Consider the following 25,060-nt stretch of genomic DNA (forward strand, 5'->3'; position numbering starts at 1 on the left):
GCTTGACACTTTATCACTGATAAACATAATATGTCCACCAACTTATCAGTGATAAAGAATCCGCGCGTTCAATCGGACCAGCGGAGGCTGGTCCGGAGGCCAGACGTGAAACCCAACAGACCCCTGATCGTAATTCTGAGCACTGTCGCGCTCGACGCTGTCGGCATCGGCCTGATTATGCCGGTGCTGCCGGGCCTCCTGCGCGATCTGGTTCACTCGAACGACGTCACCGCCCACTATGGCATTCTGCTGGCGCTGTATGCGTTGATGCAATTTGCCTGCGCACCTGTGCTGGGCGCGCTGTCGGATCGTTTCGGGCGGCGGCCGGTCTTGCTCGTCTCGCTGGCCGGCGCTGCTGTCGACTACGCCATCATGGCGACGACGCCTTTCCTTTGGGTTCTCTATATCGGGCGGATCGTGGCCGGCATCACCGGGGCGACTGGGGCGGTAGCCGGCGCTTATATTGCCGATATCACTGATGGCGATGAGCGCGCGCGGCACTTCGGCTTCATGAGCGCCTGTTTCGGGTTCGGGATGGTCGCGGGACCTGTGCTCGGTGGGCTGATGGGCGGTTTCTCCCCCCACGCTCCGTTCTTCGCCGCGGCAGCCTTGAACGGCCTCAATTTCCTGACGGGCTGTTTCCTTTTGCCGGAGTCGCACAAAGGCGAACGCCGGCCGTTACGCCGGGAGGCTCTCAACCCGCTCGCTTCGTTCCGGTGGGCCCGGGGCATGACCGTCGTCGCCGCCCTGATGGCGGTCTTCTTCATCATGCAACTTGTCGGACAGGTGCCGGCCGCGCTTTGGGTCATTTTCGGCGAGGATCGCTTTCACTGGGACGCGACCACGATCGGCATTTCGCTTGCCGCATTTGGCATTCTGCATTCACTCGCCCAGGCAATGATCACCGGCCCTGTAGCCGCCCGGCTCGGCGAAAGGCGGGCACTCATGCTCGGAATGATTGCCGACGGCACAGGCTACATCCTGCTTGCCTTCGCGACACGGGGATGGATGGCGTTCCCGATCATGGTCCTGCTTGCTTCGGGTGGCATCGGAATGCCGGCGCTGCAAGCAATGTTGTCCAGGCAGGTGGATGAGGAACGTCAGGGGCAGCTGCAAGGCTCACTGGCGGCGCTCACCAGCCTGACCTCGATCGTCGGACCCCTCCTCTTCACGGCGATCTATGCGGCTTCTATAACAACGTGGAACGGGTGGGCATGGATTGCAGGCGCTGCCCTCTACTTGCTCTGCCTGCCGGCGCTGCGTCGCGGGCTTTGGAGCGGCGCAGGGCAACGAGCCGATCGCTGATCGTGGAAACGATAGGCCTATGCCATGCGGGTCAAGGCGACTTCCGGCAAGCTATACGCGCCCTAGGAGTGCGGTTGGAACGTTGGCCCAGCCAGATACTCCCGATCACGAGCAGGACGCCGATGATTTGAAGCGCACTCAGCGTCTGATCCAAGAACAACCATCCTAGCAACACGGCGGTCCCCGGGCTGAGAAAGCCCAGTAAGGAAACAACTGTAGGTTCGAGTCGCGAGATCCCCCGGAACCAAAGGAAGTAGGTTAAACCCGCTCCGATCAGGCCGAGCCACGCCAGGCCGAGAACATTGGTTCCTGTAGGCATCGGGATTGGCGGATCAAACACTAAAGCTACTGGAACGAGCAGAAGTCCTCCGGCCGCCAGTTGCCAGGCGGTAAAGGTGAGCAGAGGCACGGGAGGTTGCCACTTGCGGGTCAGCACGGTTCCGAACGCCATGGAAACCGCCCCCGCCAGGCCCGCTGCGACGCCGACAGGATCTAGCGCTGCGTTTGGTGTCAACACCAACAGCGCCACGCCCGCAGTTCCGCAAATAGCCCCCAGGACCGCCATCAATCGTATCGGGCTACCTAGCAGAGCGGCAGAGATGAACACGACCATCAGCGGCTGCACAGCGCCTACCGTCGCCGCGACCCCGCCCGGCAGGCGGTAGACCGAAATAAACAACAAGCTCCAGAATAGCGAAATATTAAGTGCGCCGAGGATGAAGATGCGCATCCACCAGATTCCCGTTGGAATCTGTCGGACGATCATCACGAGCAATAAACCCGCCGGCAACGCCCGCAGCATCGCGACCGTCATCGGTGAGAAGTTCGGCAGGTATTGGGTGGTGACAATGTAGGTGCTGCCCCAAATGGCAGGTGCTATCGCTGTGAACAATAAATCGGGCGTGCGTAATGACATGCGATTACAAGACCTCCGCTACGGCGATGGGTTTTTGAGAGTTGCAGGCGCCGCGATGACCGCACCCTGACTTGGACTGGCCCTGCCTCGCACCAATCCACCTGCGGCTATGGCCGCGATCATGCGAGGCCCGAAAATTACACGACCTGTACACGTCCGCCGAACCCGGAACGCAACAGAGCTTCGTGGGCATCCCGATCCGGGTCGTAGCAGCAGTCCTGGACCAAACGCACGTCGTAGTCCGCATCACTAGCCCAGGCGACGCTTGAAAGAACAACGCCGGTGGTGCTTATCCCGGCCATGACAAGCGTGCTTACGCCGCGCGTCCGAAGGTCGGCGTCGAGCGCCGTGCCATAAAAGACGCTGGCTCGCGGACATGCATAGAAAAGGTCGCCCCGTTCGATCGCAAGCCCTTCGACGGGCAGACCGGTGCGAAATCGTCCGCTCGGGAGATACGGTGAGATTTGGCGATTCGTCGCCGGCGGCGCATGTTCATACTCTTCGCCGAGCGAAAAGTTGGGGAACAGCACGGGCCGGCCGCGCAAGGCGTGCTGGCAGCCGTGCAGACCCTGCGTGAGATGAACGCCGACAACCTGCGCAAGGTGCCGGCCGATGCACCCACGGCCTTCATCAAGCCGCGCTGGAAGCCGCTGGTGATCACCCCGGAAGGCCTCGACCGGAAATTCTACGAAATCTGCGCCCTGTCCGAGCTGAAGAACGCCCTGCGCTCCGGCGACATCTGGGTCAAGGGCTCGCGGCAGTTCCGCGACTTCGACGACTACCTGCTGCCGGCCGAGAAGTTCGCCGCACTCAAGCGCGAGCAGGCCCTGCCCCTGGCGATCAACCCGAACAGCGACCAGTACCTGGAAGAGCGTTTGCAGCTGCTGGACGAGCAGTTGGCCACCGTCACCCGCCTGGCCAAGGACAACGAGCTGCCCGATGCCATCCTCACCGAGTCAGGGCTGAAAATCACCCCGCTGGATGCGGCGGTGCCGGATCGGGCGCAGGCGCTGATCGACCAAACCAGCCAGTTACTGCCGCGCATCAAGATCACCGAACTGCTGATGGACGTGGACGACTGGACGGGCTTCAGCCGCCACTTCACCCACTTGAAGGACGGGGCCGAGGCCAAAGACAGGACGTTGCTGCTGTCCGCAATCCTCGGTGATGCGATCAACCTCGGGCTGACCAAGATGGCCGAGTCGAGCCCCGGCCTGACCTACGCCAAGCTGTCCTGGCTGCAAGCCTGGCACATCCGCGACGAAACCTATTCGGGGTCGGTTCCGGCTGAGGGCGAAATGACACCCTAAGCGTTAGCTCTGTGTCGTTGCACGATGTCAGCGACGGTATTCTTGCTGATACCGAGCTCGCGTGCGATCCAGCGATAGCTGCGTCCCTCGGCCCTCATCGCAACCACCTTAGGCAAAAGTCGGTCTGATTTTGGTCGCACTCCGGCCTGACGACCAAGCCTCTTACCACGTGCCTTCGCAACAGCAAGGCCTGACTTGACCCGCTCGCTGATGAGATCCCGCTCAAACTCCGCAATGCCGGAAAGAAACGTCGCCAGCATTCGTCCATACGGCGACGAAAGATCGAACGCCATTCCATTCATGGCTATCACGGAAACCTTCCAGTTCTCCAGTTCACGTAGCGTATTGAGCAGATCGAGCGTCGAGCGCCCCCACCGGGAAAGCTCAGTGACCAGGATTGCATCAATTTGTCTGGACTGGGCAAGCGCCAGGACTTTCTTTCGCTCGGCCCGGTCGAGTTTAGTTCCTGAACCTGTTTCCTTAAATATTCCCACCACGTCGTAGCCGGCACAGCCGGCGAAGGCTCGCAGATCAAATTCCTGGCGTTCACAAGACTGATCCGCTGTTGAAACCCGGCAGTAAATGGCGGCACGATGTCCCAATTGAACCCTCCTGGATTTTTGTATCGGAACGCCCTGATTTATATGGGCTGGCTGTTGTCCAAAACAGACTATACTTCAAAAGGGACGAATTTGTATGTCACGACGCCATATTTTCACCGAACGGCAGCGAGCAGCGCTGTTCGATCTGCCCACGGACGAACTGTCGCTACTGAAGTTCTACACGCTGGGCGATGATGACCTGGAAAACATTAGGCAGCGCCGCAGACCGGAAAACAGGATTGGCTTTGCCCTGCAACTTTGTGCCTTACGATATCCGGGCCGTGCACTGGCTCCTGGTGAGATGATCCCGCGTGAAGTCCTTTCCTTCGTCGGTGCTCAGCTTGGAGTTCCGGCTGATGCGCTTCTCACTTATGCCACACGGCGCCAAACCCGTCAGCAGCACATGGACACGCTGCGCGAAATTTACGGCTACAAGACCTTCACGGGCCGTGGTGCCCGTGATCTGCGGGAGTGGACTTTCGGCCAGGCCGAAGATGCCAGATCAAACGAGGATCTTGCTCATCGTTTTATTGTGCGGTGTCGGGAAACTTCCACCATTCTGCCCGCAGTATCGACAATCGAGCGCTTGTGCGCGGATGCTCTGGTCGCCGCTGAGCGGCGGATTGAAACGCGGATTGCGGAAAATTTAACAGCGGATGTTCGCGATCACCTGGACAAACTTCTGAGTGAAATGCTCGCCGGCAATATCAGTCGTTTCATCTGGCTTCGCAACTTCGAGGTTGGTAACAACTCGGCTGCTGCTAACCGTTTGCTCGACAGGCTCGAATTTCTGCGTACCCTGAATATCAATCATAGTGCTTTGGCCAGCATACCTGCCCATCGCATTGCCCGGCTGCGTCGGCAGGGTGAACGCTACTTCACCGACGGTTTGCGTGACATCACTTCGGACCGCCGCTGGGCGATCCTTGCCGTCTGTGTTGTGGAGTGGGAAGCGGCGATTGCTGATGCCATAGTCGAAACCCATGACAGGATCGTAGGAAAAACCTGGCGGGAAGCGAAGCGCCAGCATGACGAAACAATTTCCGGCTCTAAAGCCACACTCACGGATACGATCCGTACCTTCACCGCGCTGGGAGCTTCGTTGCTTGAGGCCCGCAGTGACGGAACCCCGCTGGAGATGGCTGTCGCCAGTTCGGTTGCATGGGACCGGCTCGCTCAACTGGTAGCGACAGGGACTCAACTCAGCAACACGCTAGCCGATGAGCCTCTTGCATATGTCGGGCAGGGATACCATCGCTTTCGTCGTTATGCGCCCCGCATGTTGCGCTGTCTGAAGCTCGAAGCCGCGCCGGTCGCCGGACCATTGGTAGCAGCAGCTTTGTCGATCGGAGAGATGAAAGGTGTTGCATCGCCAGAAAGGCGTTTCCTGCGGCCCAGCTCCAAATGGAACCGTCATTTACGAGCTCAGGAAAAAGGAGATACCCGTCTTGGCACTGTTGCAAATAGTCGGTGGTGATAAACTTATCATCCCCTTTTGCTGATGGAGCTGCACATGAACCCATTCAAAGGCCGGCATTTTCAGCGTGACATCATTCTGTGGGCCGTACGCTGGTACTGCAAATACGGCATCAGTTACCGTGAGCTGCAGGAGATGCTGGCTGAACGCGGAGTGAATGTCGATCACTCCACGATTTACCGCTGGGTTCAGCGTTATGCGCCTGAAATGGAAAAACGGCTGCGCTGGTACTGGCGTAACCCTTCCGATCTTTGCCCGTGGCACATGGATGAAACCTACGTGAAGGTCAATGGCCGCTGGGCGTATCTGTACCGGGCCGTCGACAGCCGGGGCCGCACTGTCGATTTTTATCTCTCCTCCCGTCGTAACAGCAAAGCTGCATACCGGTTTCTGGGTAAAATCCTCAACAACGTGAAGAAGTGGCAGATCCCACGATTCATCAACACGGATAAAGCGCCCGCCTATGGTCGCGCGCTTGCTCTGCTCAAACGCGAAGGCCGGTGCCCGTCTGACGTTGAACACCGACAGATTAAGTACCGGAACAACGTGATTGAATGCGATCATGGCAAACTGAAACGGATAATCAACGCCACGCTGGGATTTAAATCCATGAAGACGGCTTACGCCACCATCAAAGGTATTGAGGTGATGCGTGCACTACGCAAAGGCCAGGCCTCAGCATTTTATTATGGTGATCCCCTGGGCGAAATGCGCCTGGTAAGCAGAGTTTTTGAAATGTAAGGCCTTTGAATAAGACAAAAGGCTGCCTCATCGCTAACTTTGCAACAGTGCCTTTCTAAATACATTCAAATATGTATCCGCTCATGAGACAATAACCCTGGTAAATGCTTCAATAATATTGAAAAAGGAAGAGTATGAGTATTCAACATTTTCGTGTCGCCCTTATTCCCTTTTTTGCGGCATTTTGCCTTCCTGTTTTTGCTCACCCAGAAACGCTGGTGAAAGTAAAAGATGCTGAAGATCAGTTGGGTGCACGAGTGGGTTACATCGAACTGGATCTCAACAGCGGTAAGATCCTTGAGAGTTTTCGCCCCGAAGAACGTTTTCCAATGATGAGCACTTTTAAAGTTCTGCTATGTGGTGCGGTATTATCCCGTGTTGACGCCGGGCAAGAGCAACTCGGTCGCCGCATACACTATTCTCAGAATGACTTGGTTGAGTACTCACCAGTCACAGAAAAGCATCTTACGGATGGCATGACAGTAAGAGAATTATGCAGTGCTGCCATAACCATGAGTGATAACACTGCTGCCAACTTACTTCTGACAACGATCGGAGGACCGAAGGAGCTAACCGCTTTTTTGCGCAACATGGGGGATCATGTAACTCGCCTTGATCGTTGGGAACCGGAGCTGAATGAAGCCATACCAAACGACGAGCGTGACACCACGATGCCTGCAGCAATGGCAACAACGTTGCGCAAACTATTAACTGGCGAACTACTTACTCTAGCTTCCCGGCAACAATTAATAGACTGGATGGAGGCGGATAAAGTTGCAGGACCACTTCTGCGCTCGGCCCTTCCGGCTGGCTGGTTTATTGCTGATAAATCTGGAGCCGGTGAGCGTGGGTCTCGCGGTATCATTGCAGCACTGGGGCCAGATGGTAAGCCCTCCCGTATCGTAGTTATCTACACGACGGGGAGTCAGGCAACTATGGATGAACGAAATAGACAGATCGCTGAGATAGGTGCCTCACTGATTAAGCATTGGTAACTGTCAGACCAAGTTTACTCATATATACTTTAGATTGATTTAAAACTTCATTTTTAATTTAAAAGGATCTAGGTGAAGATCCTTTTTGATAATCTCATGACCAAAATCCCTTAACGTGAGTTTTCGTTCCACTGAGCGTCAGACCCCTATCTCTACGTGTGACGGAAAGCCCTGCGTTAAGGTGGACACCCGCACCACGTATGGGGATAAAGAGAATACCTGGATGATTATTAAGAAATAAAATAACGGAGCATTACGCTCCGCTATTGGGTGTTGTTGCGACCTACAACGGCAGGGAGAACGAGGCGGTTTCGAGCGATTCTCCCTCATTCAGCCTGTTCTGCATGTCGCTGACGAAGGCATCCATCTGACTGTTGGCAAAGAATTTAATCCCGACCAGCCTGACGTCCTCATTTTCATCAATCACAATGCGCTCCCTGTCATTCAGCGTTTCCAGCATCTGCTCTTTCCATGCGTCATCCAGCAGCCGGTCATCCCCCTTTGGCTCAAGGAACACCTGCCAGTAAGTGTTGTCCGAATGGCGCGTCAGTATCATGATGAAATCCGGCATAAACCCGCGCACGCCGCCGAACTCCGTGAGTTTAAAGCGCGTTGACTGCTCGTCGTTACGCAGTACGTAAATGTCGTCGTAACGCGCTTTCAGCTTCGGCATGAATGCTTCCAGCGTTTTCACAAGGCGATGCTCAAGCTGGTTCAGTATCGCGTTATCGTACACGTACCATTTTTTACCGATGGTCGGTGCGGTGGTGATTTTCTGGTTAATGACCACCGACGGGTCAATGTGCAGGCTGTAGTCTTTAATCACCTCCTTCACCGGCTGGCTGATAAAGCGGTACGTGCCTTTCACCTTCTGGTCATTGCGGCGTATGTTCTCTGAGATGCGCAGCAGCACAGTTTCCAGCAGGTGCAGTTTCTCTTTTGCCGGTACAGAGGAGAAATCCAGTGACTGCGGTACGGTGACGGTGATTTTTAGCTTGCCAAGATAGGCGTCACTGCGAATAAACTCACGGATGCCGGTCAGTTTCGGGAAGAAGCGTTGCAGGTTATCCAGCGCGTAGAAGCTGATCCTCTGCATCGCCTTGCGGTAAAAACGCTCGTCCAGTACCAGGGGTTCCGGTTTTGTTATGACTGCCGTTGCGCCCGTCAGGTTGTCCAGCGACTCCTCACCGGCGGTCTGATACGGTATCTCAAAGCGTGTTTCCAGCGAGTAGGTTTCCCAGCGCCGGCTGCTGCTCTCAATCTCTTCCACTTTGTTGAAATACAGCTTACCCGTCTGATAGACCGTGGATTTCTTGAAGTCTTCTTTCAGTCTGGCGTGTTCAATCGTGCCGCTGCCATCCTGATGCACGTCAATGTCCGCCTGCTCTAATGATGCGTGCAGCGTTTTTATATAAGCTGGTTCATTGATGGTGTGATAGTGCAGTTGCTCCAGCACACTCAAATCTTTCGCGCTGTTATCAAACCGGCGGGTGAAGCTGCGCTTACCGTCATAAACGAACGGGTAGTAACGCGCACCACGCCCGATAAGCTGCGCCTCGCTGTCCGTGCCGGTTTTGCTGCTGCTCGCCTGCTCGCTGATGCGGACAATGTCGTAGAGGTTGAGCACGTCCCAGCCTTCGTTGACCTTCGCCACGGCAAAGACGGCTCTCACCGGATTATCGATGTTTTCCAGTGTGTTCAGCAGGACGGGGTTTTCTTCCAGCAGGTCTGACTTGTTGACGTTCAGCAGGTTGAAGTCGTTAAAGTCTTCCTGAATCTGTTGGATAACCGTCACTAAATCGCTGTCAGCGTAACGCTGAATCACTTTGTGCCAGATACTGGTGTCAGAGCTGAGCTGTACTCTTTTGTTCGCCAGGTGGCGTCTGACGCTCTCAGGCGTCATTGCCGCAATCAGTTGCGAAAACTCCTCCTGCTTCGCCTTTGATATCGCAATCTTGTTCGACTTGAACAGAATGACCGGCTTGAAGCCGGTGATGCCGTTATCTGCTGCTGTCAGTTTACGGTACTGGCTTAACAGTACCGCATCGAGCATCTTGTCACCGTCATTCTGGTTGGCTTCCAGCAGCATGACTTTCTTCGAATAGCCGTCTGACATGAACTGCTTCAGGTCATACTGATAAACCACTTTGTCACGGTATTTTTGCCCGATATCTTTATTTGCCAGGTCAATGGTGGCGGTGAACTCGAACAGCCGGTTATCCGGTCGCAGGTCGAGGATGTTCTCAATCGTGCGTTCCCAGGTCTGCTCCTCGTTCTCCGGTGAGGTTTTCGACTTTCCTCTGGCTTTGGTGCCGGCGTTGAAGTGATGCGCCTCGTCACCAAGCAGCACAAGCGGAATTTCCTTCAAATCCTCGTAGGTGATGCTGTTCTCACGATAGCTGTTCAGCTCATCGTGCATCTTATGGATGGTTGAGAGCTTAAGGTAAATCGTGTTGCGTTCCGGTACGGACGGGAACGTCTCCACCGGTGCGATGGTGATTTTTTCCCCGTCGATTTCCAGCTCCTGACTGAACAGGTACTTCGGCGACTGCGGATTCAGCAGGTTCTCACGGGTTTTCTGGATAATCGCGTCGGTATGCACGAAGAAGATGAAATTCTGATACCCGTACTCTTTAAACAGATAGAGTATCGTCCCCGCCATCACCATCGTTTTCCCTGCACCGGTTGCCATGTGAAACAGCAGATGACGGTAATGCAGCAGCGCCTCTTCACGTTTACGCTGCGTGTAATGCAGGTAACGCAGTGCACCGTGCTGATACGGACGCAGGGCATCCTTCAGATTCGCCTGAATGTAGTCCGGCGTCTGGTAGTTATCGTGGAACAGCCCCGGTTCATCAAATTGCTTCAGCTTGTTAAACAGCAGCTTCTCGCTGCCGGCTGAGGTCGGTTTCTTCGCCATGCCGTCACTCCATTCCGTAGAAGCTGCGGGTAAAGGCTTTATCGCTCTCTGAAATGTTCAGGTCACTGTCATCCATATCGGAAGCGTTCACATAGAGCTGATTTTTATCGAGGATTTCAATCAGCAGTTGCTTCTGCTCATGCAGTTCCAGTTCGCTGAAGGCGACTTTACGGAAAATACCATCCACTTCGTACTCAGCCGACAGCACGTTCTCCAGTGCCACCTGATAGTTGAGATGTGCCTCTGTTTTCATCACGGCAAAGAGCTTTTCGAGTTCTTCAGTGGACTGCGCTTTCTGTATTTCATGCACAAAGTAGGCGTTCAGCTCCATCAGTTCAGCGTAGACAAAGCTGCCGCCACCCTGCCAGTTGATGTCTTTTGAGATCCCCCCCTGTTCACCTCCGATGACTTTTTGCAGGCGTGGTACCGTTATGTCGTTGATGTAATCCATCTGTTCAATACCAATGTAGCGACGCCCCATCTTATGGGCTACTGCTGCGGTTGTTCCGCTACCTAAATGAAAGTCTAAGATTAAATCGCCTGCCTTTGTAGATAGCTCTATGACCCTTTTAATTAACAACTCTGGTTTCTTTCCGTTTTCGAAACTTACATATCCACCTTCTTTATTTAAATTGTTATATTGGATGTCATCCCATAAGGTATTTATTTTCTGCATGTAGTTATAACTTTCACCATTTTTCTCCAGCATGTCGGATAGGAACATAAACATATCTTTATTGCTGGCGTTGTAGAATATTTCAACTGGCGTTCCTTTGTTTTTCCCTTTTAATGGTGTGTACTCTACGCTAACAATGCCATTATTTATTTCTTCTAGTTCTTTTAGAACTCGGCCTCTGACACTGGATTGTGCATTTGTTGTTCTATAAACAATCCCTGCATAGTCTTTATATACGTCGTTTTCACTTATGCCTTTTTCTTTTGAAAATCTAGATATGGAGGTGGTTTTGGCATAGGGGTAGTGATTGTAAGTAACTCCATCTTCACTTTTTATGGGCGTTTTTGCACCTAAATCTAAGAGTATTTGAGTGTATTTCCAGCTCTTACCGCTATCCTTGTATTCATTTACATACTGAATTACCTCTGTTTTTTTGAAAACAGGGTTAAGCATGGCAAGTTCTTTTCTTTTCGAATATAAAATTATAAATTCAGTTGCATCTCTTAAGCTTTTTCCTTCCGAGCTTCCAGATACACCACCTATCTTTGTTTTTATTGTTATAATATTGATGAAGTTTTCTACACCAAATATGTTATCCATTAACACCTTCAAATGGAATAACTCGTTATCATCACATTGTATAAAAATAAACCCATCATCTGATAATAATTTAAGTGATGTTTCAAGCCTATTTTTCATGAATGTTAACCACGTGGAGTGGTTAAATCTATCATTATATTTAAAGCTATCGGAACCAGTGTTATATGGAGGGTCAATATATATTAACTTTACCTCGCCTTTATGGGGGGTTATTAATGAATTAAGGGCAATTAAGTTATTTCCTTTGATGATTAAATTATCACTTTGATCAAAGTAAGATATATTGTTTTGTGCACCATTTTTTGTATGTCGTTTAACATTAGTGAATACCTTTGGAGAGAAAAGTCGATCAATCTCATCACGAGCAATGATTTCATTGTAATAAATCTCATCTTTCCCCTGATTTTCTTTGGTCATTCCGCCTTCAAGAACACAATCCTTAAAAGGAAAGTCCAGCACCACATCAGAGCTGTAATCAAGGTATTTCCCTTCACTGGTTAATCCCACCTTGTTCCGGTATTTAGTGAAGCTGTTCGCCCAGTATTCTTTGTATTTAAGAAATTTGCATAAATTATCAAAATCAAAAATAAAAATTCCGTCTATATCCGTACCGTAAACAGCGCGGATTTTTTCATTCGCCACCAATGCCTTGATAAGGTCTGGCTGCTTTTGACTGATAGCGTCACTCACCATTGAACGTTGTAATTCCTCTCCGTTCCAGAACTGCGGGAATGCTTTTAAAACCTTGTTAAGTTCTTTTATTAATTCTGTCTGCATGTCATGACCTTATGACTGTTTAATATCTGAATGATTGTAAGATATAGCGTCCGGCGCTGGAACCCGACAGCGATGAGTTGAATTCAGTTGCGGGAAAATGCACCAGAATAAGTGGTATTTAACATAAACTCTCTTACGCGCACCACCCGAACACCACTCACCACGAAAACACGCCGGAACACGTAAAAGGGGTCCGTTTGGGAAACGGACAATATTGTACGGCAAGCCTGTTTTTTGAACAGGCCAAATCATCGCAGTAGGGTACGCCCTTTGTAGGTGCCGTCTTCGATGTGAGAAAGAGCGTCCAGCGATACCAGGCCCGAGAACAGCGTGAACTGCCGCAATGAGCTTTTGTATGCGTGGGTAACTATACCGCGCACTTCACGCGCGGTGCTCGGTTTTGAGGCCGAAAATTGCAGGATCTCAAAGACGTGGTGTAGGGCTAGTGCCATGGGGCGTCCTTAAAATAAAGCCCCATAGCATGAGCAGTGTCGTTAGTCGTTAAACTCGCCATCTCGCAGTTGGCGATTGCCTTCAACAATTTCCCACGCACGATTTAACCCTTCACGCATCAGATCGAAAGTACAGTCGCGGTCGTTAGAATAGGCACCGACAAAAATGATGTATTCCATTTCAGGTTCGCCGAACTCAGGCGAGCAGCCAAAGTTATGGAAAGCCGCCTGCCATTTGCCATTGTTCTCATTCGGCATGTGGAAAAGCTGCATTGGACGCTCATTAGGTGAGAATTCTACAAAGCTCGCTGAACTACCTGCGGATAAGCCTACTCTGGAATGCCCATCAAAAAAGTAATTATGGGCACATCTGATACCTTCCACATAGATCACCCGCCCATCTGGCAGCTTTTTCAGGACCAGGTACACTTCACGACGCTGAATACTCATTTTTATTCCTGTAGTTATGGGTAGCAGTGGAGAGTAAGAATGACCCCAGCCGGTGCCAAGGCCAAAGAACTTTAGCCAGCCAGGGAAAGGGCTTCTGCGATGGCTCGGTTGAACTCGGGGATCGCCTCATCGTAAGACATTCCGCCGCAGGGATGCTTGACGCAAGCCCATGTTACCGGCAGTTCCGGTAAGTGATCCCACATCTGATAGCCCAACACCAAAATGACATCGGGCCTCAGCTCGGCCACCACTTCTTCAAGCACAGTAGCTGCATCACGCCACATAGCACGCGTGGGACGTATACGGCCAGCATCGCCCACAAACTCCTGAACGTAGTTGTAGAAGGCTACATGCTGCCAGGCTTCACGCCGTTCCTCTGCGGTCGGCTCGTCAGTTGTGCCTCGTAGCAGATTGGTGGCTATCGTGAAAAAACGAAGCCCTGGCTGGAAAGCATGCTCGTTAATAACGTGCTGGGTAAAGTCAGGGGCGTAGTCTTCCGGTTCACCATAGTGGGACTCACCCAACACCATAACGCGGACGCCGTAGCGGCTTGAGTGATAATGGTCACCCACCCAAGGCTGAAATTTCACGCTGGAATTAGTTGCTGTTTGCATACGTTACATTCTCACACTTTGCATCACTGATGGGCATGGACGCATTATAAATATCCTCAAGTGCCAACGTTACCTCGCTTTTGCGCAAGATGGCGTCCCGCAGCATCGTCAATCGGAAGTTAGAGCCTTTCCAGTAATACTCTTTGTACTTGTCATCTGCGACGAAACCGCCTTCTCGATGGCGTTCATACACGATAGGTGGCATGCCCCCTTTGTCGGACGGGTGAAGCTCCAGCCAACGCTCATATTTTCCGTTCTCGTAGATTGTCAGCCGCTGCGCTGGGTCGGTCAACTTACCCCCGTCCAGCACCCACCGGCACATCATTGACGCTATTTCTTTTGCTGCGGGATCTATGGTTGATGGGGTGCCAGCATTAGCCTGGTAGGCCATAAGAAACGCCGCGGACATAATGAGTGTGTGGCGTAGTTTCATGAGAGATCCCTTAGTTCAGATTGCATCCAATGCGGAAGGCATTGCCGATTTCAGTGTATTCAGCACGGCTTGCGCCCGTGAGCTTAGTGGCTTCACTGCTGAAGTGCGTATTGTCGCGGGTGCATTTTTCTGGCGTGGATTGCGCGCCTTTGAGGCACATAGAGTACGCAACAGACGGATTAGCGAACTGGGTACGCTGGGCGTAGCCTTCGCACACAGCAGTTGCACGGGCCTGCTTCTGGCGCGCGGTCATCGGTTTGATTGCCTTACTATTGGCAGCCTTCAGCTTATAGCAGCTCAGATTACGCGAGCGGGCAGCTGCCTCTAGGGCTTTTGAGCGGCTAAGATTGTCGTTGTATTCAGGATGGCTGGATGGGTTAACATTCAGGCTCGGCTGTATCGCGTCAGATGCCTGGCAAAGTTGCTGATCGCTGTATCTGGCAATCTCCGCTGCCTCTATCGCGGCTTTGTCTGGATGCGGGGCTTTGGGTGCGGGAGTAGCGCATCCTGCTAATGCCAGCGCCAATGAGGCGGCTAATAGTCGTTTCATGGGTTCGAGTGCCCTGTATGCAAGTTGTAGAAGGGATCAGTTTAGAGATCGGAAATTATTGTACGTTCAGCGCGGTATTTAACCACTAATACCCGTAACGGATTGATTTAGAGCCAGTGGCTATCGCTTTTAAATTATCGCCTAATCAGTATCGCATTTAGGTTATCCGATTAGCCAAAAACCGCGGAAAACGTCGTATAGCGCGGGAGTTCACCCTACTGCGATGATTTCGACTGTTCAAAAAACAGGCTTACCGTACAATATTGTCCGTTTCCCAAACGGCCCCTTAAATCTTCTCCGCTCCAAAATTGCGGAAACGCTTTTAAAACCTTGTTCAGTTCTTTGATTAATTCGGTCTGCATGTCATGGCCTTATGACTGTTAGAGATTGAAATGATTGTAAGGTATCGCGTCCAATGCTGGAACCTGACAGTAATGCTGCTGATACAATTGCGGAAAAATGCACCAAAACAGGTGGTATTTAACATAAGGGATCTTACGCGCACCACCGATCAGGTACTCACGACGAAAACACGTCAAAACGCGCAAAACAGCCTGTTTTCTGCCCCCAAAATTGGCTGTTTTTGTGTTGCCGGTTTGTTATCAAAACGACGGATATGATTTCAGCCAGCAAACGGGCTGAAACCTCTATTTTTTCCAGAATTTCCATGATTTTTTCACCATCGGCTGCGTGACAGGTTCTGGTGTTGCCGGTAGCTTGGACTCTATCAGTAACAGGGCTTGCTTGAGATCCTCGTTGCGCTTGTCTTTTTCAGCGAGTAGGAGTTCTTTTTCACGCAGCAATGCCTTTACGAGTTCTATTTCAGCTTTTAAAGCATAGTTTTCATGCAGCAAATTCTGGTCAGTTAACTGTACGGATTCTCCTGCCAAACTCTGCACAGTGCTGCCTGATTGTTCACTGCCAAGTTGCTGACCAGTAAATGATCCGAAAACACGCAGAAGCTCTGATGTATCTAGCTTTGAAGAACCACTGCTATCTGTGCACTTGGTCAGTTTTCCCTGCTTAATGTATGACTGCACTGTTGTGCGACTTTTTCCTGTCAGTCTTGCGGCTTCGCTGATTGATACCAGTGCCATAGATACCTCAGAACCGTCCGTATTTAGCTAAAATTTTCTCTAGCGTGGCTCGTTGTTTTTGGGTCAGCCATGTAAATGAGTCGTTGAGATCGTGCTTGCTTTGCATATCGCTTAGAAATTTAGCCTCAAAGCTAGTGAGCTGGATTTTTGCGGTCAGTGCATCGTGTAGTGTCTTTTTAAGACCGTTATGCAATTGACTGTCTTGCGTGCTGTTTGTCACCGGAATGGGCGTTCTTGTTGTTTTTTCGGCACTGTTGCAAATAGTCGGTGGTGATAAACTTATCATCCCCTTTTGCTGATGGAGCTGCACATGAACCCATTCAAAGGCCGGCATTTTCAGCGTGACATCATTCTGTGGGCCGTACGCTGGTACTGCAAATACGGCATCAGTTACCGTGAGCTGCAGGAGATGCTGGCTGAACGCGGAGTGAATGTCGATCACTCCACGATTTACCGCTGGGTTCAGCGTTATGCGCCTGAAATGGAAAAACGGCTGCGCTGGTACTGGCGTAACCCTTCCGATCTTTGCCCGTGGCACATGGATGAAACCTACGTGAAGGTCAATGGCCGCTGGGCGTATCTGTACCGGGCCGTCGACAGCCGGGGCCGCACTGTCGATTTTTATCTCTCCTCCCGTCGTAACAGCAAAGCTGCATACCGGTTTCTGGGTAAAATCCTCAACAACGTGAAGAAGTGGCAGATCCCGCGATTCATCAACACGGATAAAGCGCCCGCCTATGGTCGCGCGCTTGCTCTGCTCAAACGCGAAGGCCGGTGCCCGTCTGACGTTGAACACCGACAGATTAAGTACCGGAACAACGTGATTGAATGCGATCATGGCAAACTGAAACGGATAATCGGCGCCACGCTGGGATTTAAATCCATGAAGACGGCTTACGCCACCATCAAAGGTATTGAGGTGATGCGTGCACTACGCAAAGGCCAGGCCTCAGCATTTTATTATGGTGATCCCCTGGGCGAAATGCGCCTGGTAAGCAGAGTTTTTGAAATGTAAGGCCTTTGAATAAGACAAAAGGCTGCCTCATCGCTAACTTTGCAACAGTGCCCTATTTTCTGCGCCATACCGAGATAGTCAGCCGGGAAGATGTTCTGAAAAAAGTCTGGGATGACAATGGATTAACCTCATCCAACAGCAATCTGAACCAATATCTCAGCATGCTGCGGAAAACCTTCCGTCATTACGGCGTCGATAACATCATCGTCACCGTCTCGCGCGGCTATTTGCAGTTGAATCCCGAGGTCATTATCGAAGCGCTGAACGACGCGCCACCGGTTTCACCACAACAGACACCGGCCGAACCGCCGCCCGTTGCGACAACGCCAGACGCACCGCGCTCCGCACATGCCCGCGGGATGTGCTGGTACATGGCCGGCGCCTGCTTGCTCACCATTGCGCTGCTTCTGGTTGCCTTCAGTCTGGTCGGCGTCAGCGAATCTCAGCCTATCGCGCTGACCCGCCTCAGCCATAGCCAGTGCGAACTGCTGGCCAGCGATGAAATGCGACGTTCGGTCAGCGAAGAGTCCTACGGCAAGAACTTCGATGAAGTGCGCCAGCGGCTGAATATTGCCTGTAAACCCGGTGAACGTTTTCTCTTCTTCTACGGCGACCGACTGGAAACCAACGGGCTGGGGCGCGTGTTCCTTGCCCACTGCGCCATGCACGAAGACAACCCGTTCAGCTATTGCGATAACTACTTTTACTATTCCTGGAAGCCGTAATGAGACTCGCGCCGCGTCCGTTCTTTGCCCTCTGCGTTCTGGTATTTATTGCCGCCGCCGCGTTTAGCGCCTGGCGGCTGCTCCCTGACGACAACGCGGGTGTCATGAGCTGTTCCACTAAGGGCATCATGCGCTTTGAAAACATGGAAAAAGAGAACGTTAACGGCAATATTCACTTCAATTTCGGCGCGCAGGGTAAAGGCTCGATGGTGGTCGAAGGTTACACCGACTCTGCCGCCGGCTGGCTCTACCTGCAACGCTACGTGAAGTTTACCTACAGCAGCAAACGCATCTCCGCCACCGAGCGTCATTACCGCATCAATCAGTGGGAATCGAGCGCCTCCTCGATTGATGAATCGCCGGACGTGATTTTCGACTACTTTATGCGCGAGATGTCCGACAGCCACGACGGGCTGTTTCTCAACGCCCAGAAGCTCAACGAAAAGGCTATCCTGCTCAGCTCTATCAATTCACCGCTGTGGATCTGCACGTTGAAATCCGGCAGTAAGCTGAACTAACCCGTCAGTCAAAAAAGACCATCCCCTTGTACGGGCGTTCCCGACAGGCGGCCAGCCGCTGTGCCAAATGACCCACATGCAGTTCCAGCTTATGGCCGTCAGGGTCGAGAAAATAGTACGACGCCCCTTCGCTGCGGTTGTCTTTCCATACTTCGGCCCCCGCGTGCGCCAGCTGGGCGACCACCTCGGCAAAGTGCTCTTCCGCCACGCTGAAAGCATAATGGGTATAGTCGCTTTCCTGAGCGGGCGTTTTACGCCGCTGCGCATCCAGCGACAAGCATAGCCACAACGCCCCGCAGGAAAGATATGCTCCGCTATCCCAACGGGCGTGCAGACGCATTCCAGGTAACCGCTGATAAAACGCCAGGCTTGACGCCAGATCGCTGACCGCCAGCGTCAGATGATTCAATCCCTGCAGCATGACTTTTCCTCCCGTTATCAAACCCTGTTGTAAACTGTGATCGGCCACGCATCCCCTCATGGCCTCACCTCATCACCGGCTAAAAAGCGCATTTTTTGCGTTTAGGCTACCGTCGGAAACCTGCGCCTCGCCACACTAATCCCCGCGCTATGTTACCCCTTTTTTGAAATCATTTAGCAATCTAATAACATTTCATGCGCCCGATAAAATCGGGCTAAAAACCGCCTTATTGAAGGCAAAATCAATATGGGCTTTACAGCATAAAGACATAAATACGTTATCTAAAAAGACTAAATCACAGAGTTATATCCTAAATAATTACGGCACTGTTGCAAATAGTCGGTGGTGATAAACTTATCATCCCCTTTTGCTGATGGAGCTGCACATGAACCCATTCAAAGGCCGGCATTTTCAGCGTGACATCATTCTGTGGGCCGTACGCTGGTACTGCAAATACGGCATCAGTTACCGTGAGCTGCAGGAGATGCTGGCTGAACGCGGAGTGAATGTCGATCACTCCACGATTTACCGCTGGGTTCAGCGTTATGCGCCTGAAATGGAAAAACGGCTGCGCTGGTACTGGCGTAACCCTTCCGATCTTTGCCCGTGGCACATGGATGAAACCTACGTGAAGGTCAATGGCCGCTGGGCGTATCTGTACCGGGCCGTCGACAGCCGGGGCCGCACTGTCGATTTTTATCTCTCCTCCCGTCGTAACAGCAAAGCTGCATACCGGTTTCTGGGTAAAATCCTCAACAACGTGAAGAAGTGGCAGATCCCGCGATTCATCAACACGGATAAAGCGCCCGCCTATGGTCGCGCGCTTGCTCTGCTCAAACGCGAAGGCCGGTGCCCGTCTGACGTTGAACACCGACAGATTAAGTACCGGAACAACGTGATTGAATGCGATCATGGCAAACTGAAACGGATAATCGGCGCCACGCTGGGATTTAAATCCATGAAGACGGCTTACGCCACCATCAAAGGTATTGAGGTGATGCGTGCACTACGCAAAGGCCAGGCCTCAGCATTTTATTATGGTGATCCCCTGGGCGAAATGCGCCTGGTAAGCAGAGTTTTTGAAATGTAAGGCCTTTGAATAAGACAAAAGGCTGCCTCATCGCTAACTTTGCAACAGTGCCTTCTACGGCACGTTTGAAGGCGCGCTGAAAGGTCTGGTCATACATGTGATGGCGACGCACGACACCGCTCCGTGGATCGGTCGAATGCGTGTGCTGCGCAAAAACCCAGAACCACGGCCAGGAATGCCCGGCGCGCGGATACTTCCGCTCAAGGGCGTCGGGAAGCGCAACGCCGCTGCGGCCCTCGGCCTGGTCCTTCAGCCACCATGCCCGTGCACGCGACAGCTGCTCGCGCAGGCTGGGTGCCAAGCTCTCGGGTAACATCAAGGCCCGATCCTTGGAGCCCTTGCCCTCCCGCACGATGATCGTGCCGTGATCGAAATCCAGATCCTTGACCCGCAGTTGCAAACCCTCACTGATCCGCATGCCCGTTCCATACAGAAGCTGGGCGAACAAACGATGCTCGCCTTCCAGAAAACCGAGGATGCGAACCACTTCATCCGGGGTCAGCACCACCGGCAAGCGCCGCGACGGCCGAGGTCTTCCGATCTCCTGAAGCCAGGGCAGATCCGTGCACAGCACCTTGCCGTAGAAGAACAGCAAGGCCGCCAATGCCTGACGATGCGTGGAGACCGAAACCTTGCGCTCGTTCGCCAGCCAGGACAGAAATGCCTCGACTTCGCTGCTGCCCAAGGTTGCCGGGTGACGCACACCGTGGAAACGGATGAAGGCACGAACCCAGTGGACATAAGCCTGTTCGGTTCGTAAGCTGTAATGCAAGTAGCGTATGCGCTCACGCAACTGGTCCAGAACCTTGACCGAACGCAGCGGTGGTAACGGCGCAGTGGCGGTTTTCATGGCTTGTTATGACTGTTTTTTTGGGGTACAGTCTATGCCTCGGGCATCCAAGCAGCAAGCGCGTTACGCCGTGGGTCGATGTTTGATGTTATGGAGCAGCAACGATGTTACGCAGCAGGGCAGTCGCCCTAAAACAAAGTTAGACATCATGAGGGTAGCGGTGACCATCGAAATTTCGAACCAACTATCAGAGGTGCTAAGCGTCATTGAGCGCCATCTGGAATCAACGTTGCTGGCCGTGCATTTGTACGGCTCCGCAGTGGATGGCGGCCTGAAGCCATACAGCGATATTGATTTGCTGGTTACGGTGACCGTAAGGCTTGATGAAACAACGCGGCGAGCTTTGATCAACGACCTTTTGGAAACTTCGGCTTCCCCTGGAGAGAGCGAGATTCTCCGCGCTGTAGAAGTCACCATTGTTGTGCACGACGACATCATTCCGTGGCGTTATCCAGCTAAGCGCGAACTGCAATTTGGAGAATGGCAGCGCAATGACATTCTTGCGGGTATCTTCGAGCCAGCCATGATCGACATTGATCTAGCTATCCTGCTTACAAAAGCAAGAGAACATAGCGTTGCCTTGGTAGGTCCGGCAGCGGAGGAATTCTTTGACCCGGTTCCTGAACAGGATCTATTCGAGGCGCTGAGGGAAACCTTGAAGCTATGGAACTCGCAGCCCGACTGGGCCGGCGATGAGCGAAATGTAGTGCTTACGTTGTCCCGCATTTGGTACAGCGCAATAACCGGCAAAATCGCGCCGAAGGATGTCGCTGCCGACTGGGCAATAAAACGCCTACCTGCCCAGTATCAGCCCGTCTTACTTGAAGCTAAGCAAGCTTATCTGGGACAAAAAGAAGATCACTTGGCCTCACGCGCAGATCACTTGGAAGAATTTATTCGCTTTGTGAAAGGCGAGATCATCAAGTCAGTTGGTAAATGATGTCTAACAATTCGTTCAAGCCGACCGCGCTACGCGCGGCGGCTTAACTCCGGCGTTGTGCTGACGAAAAAAAACAAAAATCTGCGTATACCTTTCCTCATAATCTGTGGCTTCAATAAAAGGATATTTCTATGCTTCAACTGAAAATGATCGAACTCTTCAAGGAAGGTTGTCATGAGGATGCACGAATAATCGCGGCATTGATGTTCGGCTCATTTGCTATCGGAGAGGGTGACGAGTTCTCTGATATCGAATTCGCAGTGTTCATCCAGGATGACCATTTTGAAAATTTCGATCAGCGCTCGTGGCTTAATGCCGTAAGTCCGGTTGCTGCTTACTTTCCGGACGACTTCGGCCACCACACCGCACTTTTTGAAAACGGCATTCGCGGTGAATTCCATTTCATGCGAAAATCGGACATACCGGTCATTTCCACTTGGCAAGGCTATGGGTGGTTTCCCTCGCTTGAGGCGGCTGTTTTGTTGGACCGATCAGGAGAGTTGTCAAGGTACGCAAGCGCTCTCGTGGGCGGTCCCCCGATACGTGAAGGCGCGCCGCTGGTGGAAGGGCTTGTGTTGAACCTCATCAGCCTGATGCTCTTTGGGGCCAATCTTTTAAATCGGGGAGAGTACGCTCGCGCCTGGGCTTTGCTCAGCAAAGCACATGAAAACCTACTCAAGCTGGTTCGACTCCACGAAGGGGCAACAGACCACTGGCCGACACCTTCACGCGCGCTCGAAAAGGATATCTCGGAGGACTCGTATAATCGCTATCTGGCATGCACAAGCAGTGCAGAACCAAGAGCACTATGTGCAGCCTATCATCAAACGTGGACGTGGAGTCTCGAATTGTTCAAGAGCGTGACAGAACCTCTGAATATCGAGCTTCCGAGAACTGTAATTGCGCAGGCAAAAAGGTTGCTCAATGAGTCTGCGACGCCGCACAACAAGTAAATCCAGCGGACGCATAAAAACGCGCCGCTGATTTTGACGTTAGATGCACTAAGCACATAATTGCTCACAGCCAAACTATCAGGTCAAGTGGCACTGTTGCAAATAGTCGGTGGTGATAAACTTATCATCCCCTTTTGCTGATGGAGCTGCACATGAACCCATTCAAAGGCCGGCATTTTCAGCGTGACATCATTCTGTGGGCCGTACGCTGGTACTGCAAATACGGCATCAGTTACCGTGAGCTGCAGGAGATGCTGGCTGAACGCGGAGTGAATGTCGATCACTCCACGATTTACCGCTGGGTTCAGCGTTATGCGCCTGAAATGGAAAAACGGCTGCGCTGGTACTGGCGTAACCCTTCCGATCTTTGCCCGTGGCACATGGATGAAACCTACGTGAAGGTCAATGGCCGCTGGGCGTATCTGTACCGGGCCGTCGACAGCCGGGGCCGCACTGTCGATTTTTATCTCTCCTCCCGTCGTAACAGCAAAGCTGCATACCGGTTTCTGGGTAAAATCCTCAACAACGTGAAGAAGTGGCAGATCCCGCGATTCATCAACACGGATAAAGCGCCCGCCTATGGTCGCGCGCTTGCTCTGCTCAAACGCGAAGGCCGGTGCCCGTCTGACGTTGAACACCGACAGATTAAGTACCGGAACAACGTGATTGAATGCGATCATGGCAAACTGAAACGGATAATCGGCGCCACGCTGGGATTTAAATCCATGAAGACGGCTTACGCCACCATCAAAGGTATTGAGGTGATGCGTGCACTACGCAAAGGCCAGGCCTCAGCATTTTATTATGGTGATCCCCTGGGCGAAATGCGCCTGGTAAGCAGAGTTTTTGAAATGTAAGGCCTTTGAATAAGACAAAAGGCTGCCTCATCGCTAACTTTGCAACAGTGCCCTGGGGCGATGGCACCACATCATCATCGGACGAACAGAATTTCCGAACCGCTAGCAAGGCAAAGAGCACGGGGCACATCAACCCAAAATATGGCAGCAGCCCAGGACGGACTTTCTACACCCACATCTCCGACCAATACGCGCCATTCCACACCAAGGTGGTCAATGTCGGCCTGCGCGACTCAACCTACGTGCTCGACGGCCTGCTGTACCACGAATCCGACCTGCGGATCGAGGAGCACTACACCGACACGGCGGGCTTCACCGATCACGTCTTCGCCCTGATGCACCTCTTGGGCTTCCGCTTCGCGCCGCGCATCCGCGACCTGGGCGACACCAAGCTCTACATCCCGAAGGGCGATGCCGCCTATGACGCGCTCAAGCCGATGATCGGCGGCACGCTCAACATCAAGCACGTCCGCGCCCATTGGGACGAAATCCTGCGGCTGGCCACCTCGATCAAGCAGGGCACGGTGACGGCCTCGCTGATGCTCAGGAAACTCGGCAGCTACCCGCGCCAGAACGGCTTGGCCGTCGCGCTGCGCGAGTTGGGCCGCATCGAGCGCACGCTGTTCATCCTCGACTGGCTGCAAAGCGTCGAGCTACGCCGCCGCGTGCATGCCGGGCTGAACAAGGGCGAGGCGCGCAATGCGCTGGCCCGTGCCGTGTTCTTCAACCGCCTTGGTGAAATCCGTGACCGCAGTTTCGAGCAGCAGCGCTACCGGGCCAGCGGCCTCAACCTGGTGACGGCGGCCATCGTGCTGTGGAACACGGTCTACCTGGAGCGTGCGGCGCATGCGTTGCGCGGCAATGGTCATGCCGTCGATGACTCGCTATTGCAGTACCTGTCGCCACTCGGCTGGGAGCACATCAACCTGACCGGTGATTACCTATGGCGCAGCAGCGCCAAGATCGGCGCGGGGAAGTTCAGGCCGCTACGGCCTCTGCAACCGGCTTAGCGTGCTTTATTTTCCGTTTTCTGAGACGACCCCTGGCTGAAGTGGCTAATTACAGTAACGACCGCTGGGAAGCACCGCAACGTGCCTCACGCCTGGCTGCCAGCGTAAAGCGTTACAAGACATCAGAAATGCTGCGCTTTATTTTTGCTACCATTGCCTACGATCCCGATCCAGATTTAACCCCGCTGACTGTGAGACGTTTGTGCAAGGCATTGTTCGGCAGAACCGGAAGCCAGTGGCTGGTTGTTGAAGTTTTTGGGGAGAAGGGGCGTCAGCACCGCAGCGCGGACAGCAATCCGGAGATGGTGGAAAAAATGGCTGCCAGATATCGTCATGCCGCCGAACTACACTGGTCCGCAACGCTGGCAGAAATTGAACGGGTAAAGCGGCTTTATCAGACGAAAATTAAGAAATCCAAAAAATAAGTGGGTTGACTGCCATTGTTGTTCTTCTCCTTCATCATTAATGCTAATGTATGCATACATTAGCATTAATGATGGTGCGTTAAAGTATCACTGGTATAATCTGGTAAAGAACATATTGAGAATGAGAACTTATCATGTCGTCACGCAACTCTGTACATGATTTTATAATGCTGCTCCCGGCGCTGCTGTTGGTTGGGTGGTTAGTTTTGGTGATAATTCTCATGTTTAGGGATGATAAATGTGACAAAACTTACCGTGAAGGTTCGTTTCCCGAATTTATTTGTCTCCATTCTGATCGCTCGTCACTTCGAGAAACCGATTCTGAGAGACTCATTGTCAAA

23 protein-coding genes and 7 pseudogenes are annotated in these 25,060 nt (G+C 52.5%); 15 read left to right on the forward strand and 15 right to left on the reverse strand.

The genetic code is table 11. The features are described 5' to 3' along the window. The first annotated feature begins 105 nt into the window (after positions 1-105). A complete protein-coding gene (gene tet(A), locus AB4H76_RS00475; RefSeq protein WP_001493765.1) occupies positions 106-1,305 on the forward strand; it encodes a tetracycline efflux MFS transporter Tet(A) in 1,200 nt (399 codons plus the stop codon). A 31-nt stretch (positions 1,306-1,336) separates the two neighbouring features. Here tet(A) and AB4H76_RS00480 read toward each other — a convergent pair whose 3' ends face one another. Both AB4H76_RS00480 and AB4H76_RS00485 read right to left on the reverse strand, forming a co-directional pair. Next, positions 1,337-2,221, reverse strand: a complete 885-nt coding sequence (locus AB4H76_RS00480) for a DMT family transporter (protein WP_000058717.1) — start codon at positions 2,219-2,221, stop codon at positions 1,337-1,339. A 137-nt stretch (positions 2,222-2,358) separates the two neighbouring features. Continuing rightward, positions 2,359-2,751 carry a cysteine hydrolase family protein gene (locus AB4H76_RS00485; protein WP_001351729.1) on the reverse strand — a complete coding sequence of 131 codons (393 nt, stop codon included), beginning with the start codon at positions 2,749-2,751 and terminating at the stop codon, positions 2,359-2,361. A gap of 3 nt (positions 2,752-2,754) precedes the next feature. Here AB4H76_RS00485 and AB4H76_RS00490 point away from each other — a divergent pair. Next, positions 2,755-3,504: pseudogene (locus AB4H76_RS00490) on the forward strand (Tn3 family transposase); the annotation flags it as partial. A 23-nt stretch (positions 3,505-3,527) separates the two neighbouring features. Here the strand turns inward: AB4H76_RS00490 and AB4H76_RS00495 are convergent. Beyond that, on the reverse strand, positions 3,528-4,133 hold the full coding sequence (locus AB4H76_RS00495; RefSeq protein WP_000509965.1) for a recombinase family protein: 606 nt from the start codon (positions 4,131-4,133) through the stop codon (positions 3,528-3,530). Between the two features lie 94 nt (positions 4,134-4,227). Here AB4H76_RS00495 and AB4H76_RS00500 point away from each other — a divergent pair. The 4 genes and pseudogenes from AB4H76_RS00500 to AB4H76_RS00515 form a co-directional block, all read left to right on the forward strand. Then, a pseudogene (locus AB4H76_RS00500) lies at positions 4,228-5,568 on the forward strand (Tn3-like element Tn5403 family transposase); the annotation flags it as partial. 78 nt (positions 5,569-5,646) lie between these two features. Further along, a complete protein-coding gene (locus AB4H76_RS00505; RefSeq protein ID WP_001067858.1) occupies positions 5,647-6,351 on the forward strand; it encodes an IS6-like element IS26 family transposase in 705 nt (234 codons plus the stop codon). Between the two features lie 134 nt (positions 6,352-6,485). Further along, the gene (locus tag AB4H76_RS00510; RefSeq protein ID WP_050190632.1) at positions 6,486-7,346 is read left to right on the forward strand and encodes a class A beta-lactamase TEM-215; all 861 of its coding nucleotides are present in this window, start codon (positions 6,486-6,488) and stop codon (positions 7,344-7,346) included. A gap of 148 nt (positions 7,347-7,494) precedes the next feature. Next, positions 7,495-7,587, forward strand: a pseudogene (locus tag AB4H76_RS00515) (tRNA modification GTPase); the annotation flags it as partial. Positions 7,588-7,629: 42 nt separating this feature from the next. On the opposite strand, the gene AB4H76_RS00520 reads toward AB4H76_RS00515, so the two are convergent. From AB4H76_RS00520 to AB4H76_RS00565, 10 genes are all read right to left on the reverse strand, one after another. Further along, positions 7,630-10,266 (reverse strand): DEAD/DEAH box helicase family protein, encoded by a 2,637-nt coding sequence (locus AB4H76_RS00520; RefSeq protein WP_023281054.1) that lies wholly within the window; start codon positions 10,264-10,266, stop codon positions 7,630-7,632. Positions 10,267-10,270: 4 nt separating this feature from the next. Further along, positions 10,271-12,319 carry a DNA methyltransferase gene (locus AB4H76_RS00525; protein ID WP_023281053.1) on the reverse strand — a complete coding sequence of 683 codons (2,049 nt, stop codon included), beginning with the start codon at positions 12,317-12,319 and terminating at the stop codon, positions 10,271-10,273. A gap of 248 nt (positions 12,320-12,567) precedes the next feature. After that, positions 12,568-12,771 (reverse strand): hypothetical protein, encoded by a 204-nt coding sequence (locus AB4H76_RS00530; protein ID WP_001567330.1) that lies wholly within the window; start codon positions 12,769-12,771, stop codon positions 12,568-12,570. Between the two features lie 42 nt (positions 12,772-12,813). Then, a complete protein-coding gene (locus tag AB4H76_RS00535) occupies positions 12,814-13,221 on the reverse strand; it encodes a hypothetical protein (RefSeq protein WP_001567331.1) in 408 nt (135 codons plus the stop codon). Positions 13,222-13,292: 71 nt separating this feature from the next. Further along, on the reverse strand, positions 13,293-13,811 hold the full coding sequence (locus AB4H76_RS00540; protein ID WP_224435189.1) for a hypothetical protein: 519 nt from the start codon (positions 13,809-13,811) through the stop codon (positions 13,293-13,295). 7 nt (positions 13,812-13,818) lie between these two features. Further along, positions 13,819-14,268 (reverse strand): hypothetical protein, encoded by a 450-nt coding sequence (locus AB4H76_RS00545; RefSeq protein WP_039021304.1) that lies wholly within the window; start codon positions 14,266-14,268, stop codon positions 13,819-13,821. Positions 14,269-14,278: 10 nt separating this feature from the next. Next, positions 14,279-14,818 carry a hypothetical protein gene (locus AB4H76_RS00550; RefSeq protein WP_039021305.1) on the reverse strand — a complete coding sequence of 180 codons (540 nt, stop codon included), beginning with the start codon at positions 14,816-14,818 and terminating at the stop codon, positions 14,279-14,281. A 519-nt stretch (positions 14,819-15,337) separates the two neighbouring features. Then, complete coding sequence (locus tag AB4H76_RS00555) at positions 15,338-15,487, reverse strand: hypothetical protein (protein WP_152930637.1); 150 nt, start codon at positions 15,485-15,487, stop codon at positions 15,338-15,340. After that, positions 15,466-15,915: a helix-turn-helix domain-containing protein gene (locus AB4H76_RS00560; protein WP_023281052.1), complete on the reverse strand. Its 450-nt coding sequence runs from the start codon at positions 15,913-15,915 to the stop codon at positions 15,466-15,468. The genes AB4H76_RS00555 and AB4H76_RS00560 overlap by 22 nt, the downstream gene beginning before the upstream one ends. 7 nt (positions 15,916-15,922) lie before the next feature. Next, the gene (locus AB4H76_RS00565; protein WP_063116921.1) at positions 15,923-16,201 is read right to left on the reverse strand and encodes a hypothetical protein; all 279 of its coding nucleotides are present in this window, start codon (positions 16,199-16,201) and stop codon (positions 15,923-15,925) included. A gap of 24 nt (positions 16,202-16,225) precedes the next feature. Between AB4H76_RS00565 and AB4H76_RS00570 the strand changes: the two genes are divergently transcribed. The 3 genes and pseudogenes from AB4H76_RS00570 (at position 16,226) to AB4H76_RS00580 (ending at position 18,173) form a co-directional block, all read left to right on the forward strand. Next, positions 16,226-16,930 (forward strand): IS6-like element IS26 family transposase, encoded by a 705-nt coding sequence (locus tag AB4H76_RS00570; RefSeq protein ID WP_001067855.1) that lies wholly within the window; start codon positions 16,226-16,228, stop codon positions 16,928-16,930. Positions 16,931-16,983: 53 nt separating this feature from the next. Further along, a pseudogene (locus AB4H76_RS00575) lies at positions 16,984-17,655 on the forward strand (winged helix-turn-helix domain-containing protein); the annotation flags it as partial. Further along, positions 17,655-18,173, forward strand: coding sequence for a FidL-like protein (locus tag AB4H76_RS00580; RefSeq protein ID WP_034169467.1), 519 nt, complete (start codon positions 17,655-17,657; stop codon positions 18,171-18,173). The pseudogene AB4H76_RS00575 and the gene AB4H76_RS00580, both read left to right, overlap by 1 nt. Positions 18,174-18,177: 4 nt before the next feature. On the opposite strand, the gene AB4H76_RS00585 is transcribed toward AB4H76_RS00580, so the two are convergent. Further along, positions 18,178-18,594, reverse strand: coding sequence for a fosfomycin resistance glutathione transferase FosA4 (locus tag AB4H76_RS00585; protein ID WP_034169466.1), 417 nt, complete (start codon positions 18,592-18,594; stop codon positions 18,178-18,180). A 385-nt stretch (positions 18,595-18,979) separates the two neighbouring features. Here AB4H76_RS00585 and AB4H76_RS00590 point away from each other — a divergent pair, with 385 nt between their 5' ends. Beyond that, entirely contained in the window at positions 18,980-19,684 is a 705-nt protein-coding gene (locus AB4H76_RS00590) for an IS6-like element IS26 family transposase (protein WP_001067855.1), read from the forward strand. A 52-nt stretch (positions 19,685-19,736) separates the two neighbouring features. On the opposite strand, the pseudogene intI1 reads toward AB4H76_RS00590, so the two are convergent. Then, positions 19,737-20,534, reverse strand: a pseudogene (gene intI1 / locus AB4H76_RS00595) (class 1 integron integrase IntI1); the annotation flags it as partial. Between the two features lie 148 nt (positions 20,535-20,682). Here intI1 and AB4H76_RS00600 point away from each other — a divergent pair. From AB4H76_RS00600 to AB4H76_RS00620, 5 genes and pseudogenes are all read left to right on the forward strand, one after another. Next, positions 20,683-21,521 (forward strand): annotated as a pseudogene (locus tag AB4H76_RS00600) (AadA family aminoglycoside 3''-O-nucleotidyltransferase). A gap of 84 nt (positions 21,522-21,605) precedes the next feature. Beyond that, entirely contained in the window at positions 21,606-22,427 is an 822-nt protein-coding gene (lnu(F), locus tag AB4H76_RS00605) for a lincosamide nucleotidyltransferase Lnu(F) (RefSeq protein ID WP_000939727.1), read from the forward strand. A 152-nt stretch (positions 22,428-22,579) separates the two neighbouring features. Next, a complete protein-coding gene (locus AB4H76_RS00610) occupies positions 22,580-23,284 on the forward strand; it encodes an IS6-like element IS26 family transposase (RefSeq protein WP_001067855.1) in 705 nt (234 codons plus the stop codon). A gap of 53 nt (positions 23,285-23,337) precedes the next feature. Then, positions 23,338-24,294 (forward strand): annotated as a pseudogene (locus AB4H76_RS00615) (Tn3 family transposase); the annotation flags it as partial. Further along, complete coding sequence (locus AB4H76_RS00620) at positions 24,228-24,719, forward strand: hypothetical protein (RefSeq protein ID WP_000068661.1); 492 nt, start codon at positions 24,228-24,230, stop codon at positions 24,717-24,719. The pseudogene AB4H76_RS00615 and the gene AB4H76_RS00620, both read left to right, overlap by 67 nt. The last annotated feature ends 341 nt before the right edge of the window (positions 24,720-25,060 follow it).

Origin of the sequence: Escherichia sp. UTM R2 (genome assembly GCF_048593455.1) — a bacterium.
Taxonomy (GTDB): Bacteria; Pseudomonadota; Gammaproteobacteria; order Enterobacterales; family Enterobacteriaceae; genus Escherichia; species Escherichia coli.

What these genes read in the sequence shown, in the direction of transcription:
- AB4H76_RS00480 (WP_000058717.1), bottom strand. Translation starts at nt 2,221, where the DNA reads ATGTCATTACGCACGCCCGATTTATTGTTCACAGCGATAGCACCTGCC.
- AB4H76_RS00505 (WP_001067858.1), top strand. Translation starts at nt 5,647, where the DNA reads ATGAACCCATTCAAAGGCCGGCATTTTCAGCGTGACATCATTCTGTGG.
- AB4H76_RS00510 (WP_050190632.1), top strand. Translation starts at nt 6,486, where the DNA reads ATGAGTATTCAACATTTTCGTGTCGCCCTTATTCCCTTTTTTGCGGCA.
- AB4H76_RS00520 (WP_023281054.1), bottom strand. Translation starts at nt 10,266, where the DNA reads ATGGCGAAGAAACCGACCTCAGCCGGCAGCGAGAAGCTGCTGTTTAAC.
- AB4H76_RS00525 (WP_023281053.1), bottom strand. Translation starts at nt 12,319, where the DNA reads ATGCAGACAGAATTAATAAAAGAACTTAACAAGGTTTTAAAAGCATTC.
- AB4H76_RS00530 (WP_001567330.1), bottom strand. Translation starts at nt 12,771, where the DNA reads ATGGCACTAGCCCTACACCACGTCTTTGAGATCCTGCAATTTTCGGCC.
- AB4H76_RS00535 (WP_001567331.1), bottom strand. Translation starts at nt 13,221, where the DNA reads ATGAGTATTCAGCGTCGTGAAGTGTACCTGGTCCTGAAAAAGCTGCCA.
- AB4H76_RS00545 (WP_039021304.1), bottom strand. Translation starts at nt 14,268, where the DNA reads ATGAAACTACGCCACACACTCATTATGTCCGCGGCGTTTCTTATGGCC.
- AB4H76_RS00550 (WP_039021305.1), bottom strand. Translation starts at nt 14,818, where the DNA reads ATGAAACGACTATTAGCCGCCTCATTGGCGCTGGCATTAGCAGGATGC.
- AB4H76_RS00555 (WP_152930637.1), bottom strand. Translation starts at nt 15,487, where the DNA reads ATGGAAATTCTGGAAAAAATAGAGGTTTCAGCCCGTTTGCTGGCTGAA.
- AB4H76_RS00560 (WP_023281052.1), bottom strand. Translation starts at nt 15,915, where the DNA reads ATGGCACTGGTATCAATCAGCGAAGCCGCAAGACTGACAGGAAAAAGT.
- AB4H76_RS00565 (WP_063116921.1), bottom strand. Translation starts at nt 16,201, where the DNA reads ATGATAAGTTTATCACCACCGACTATTTGCAACAGTGCCGAAAAAACA.
- AB4H76_RS00570 (WP_001067855.1), top strand. Translation starts at nt 16,226, where the DNA reads ATGAACCCATTCAAAGGCCGGCATTTTCAGCGTGACATCATTCTGTGG.
- AB4H76_RS00580 (WP_034169467.1), top strand. Translation starts at nt 17,655, where the DNA reads ATGAGACTCGCGCCGCGTCCGTTCTTTGCCCTCTGCGTTCTGGTATTT.
- AB4H76_RS00585 (WP_034169466.1), bottom strand. Translation starts at nt 18,594, where the DNA reads ATGCTGCAGGGATTGAATCATCTGACGCTGGCGGTCAGCGATCTGGCG.
- AB4H76_RS00590 (WP_001067855.1), top strand. Translation starts at nt 18,980, where the DNA reads ATGAACCCATTCAAAGGCCGGCATTTTCAGCGTGACATCATTCTGTGG.
- AB4H76_RS00610 (WP_001067855.1), top strand. Translation starts at nt 22,580, where the DNA reads ATGAACCCATTCAAAGGCCGGCATTTTCAGCGTGACATCATTCTGTGG.
- AB4H76_RS00620 (WP_000068661.1), top strand. Translation starts at nt 24,228, where the DNA reads ATGGCGCAGCAGCGCCAAGATCGGCGCGGGGAAGTTCAGGCCGCTACG.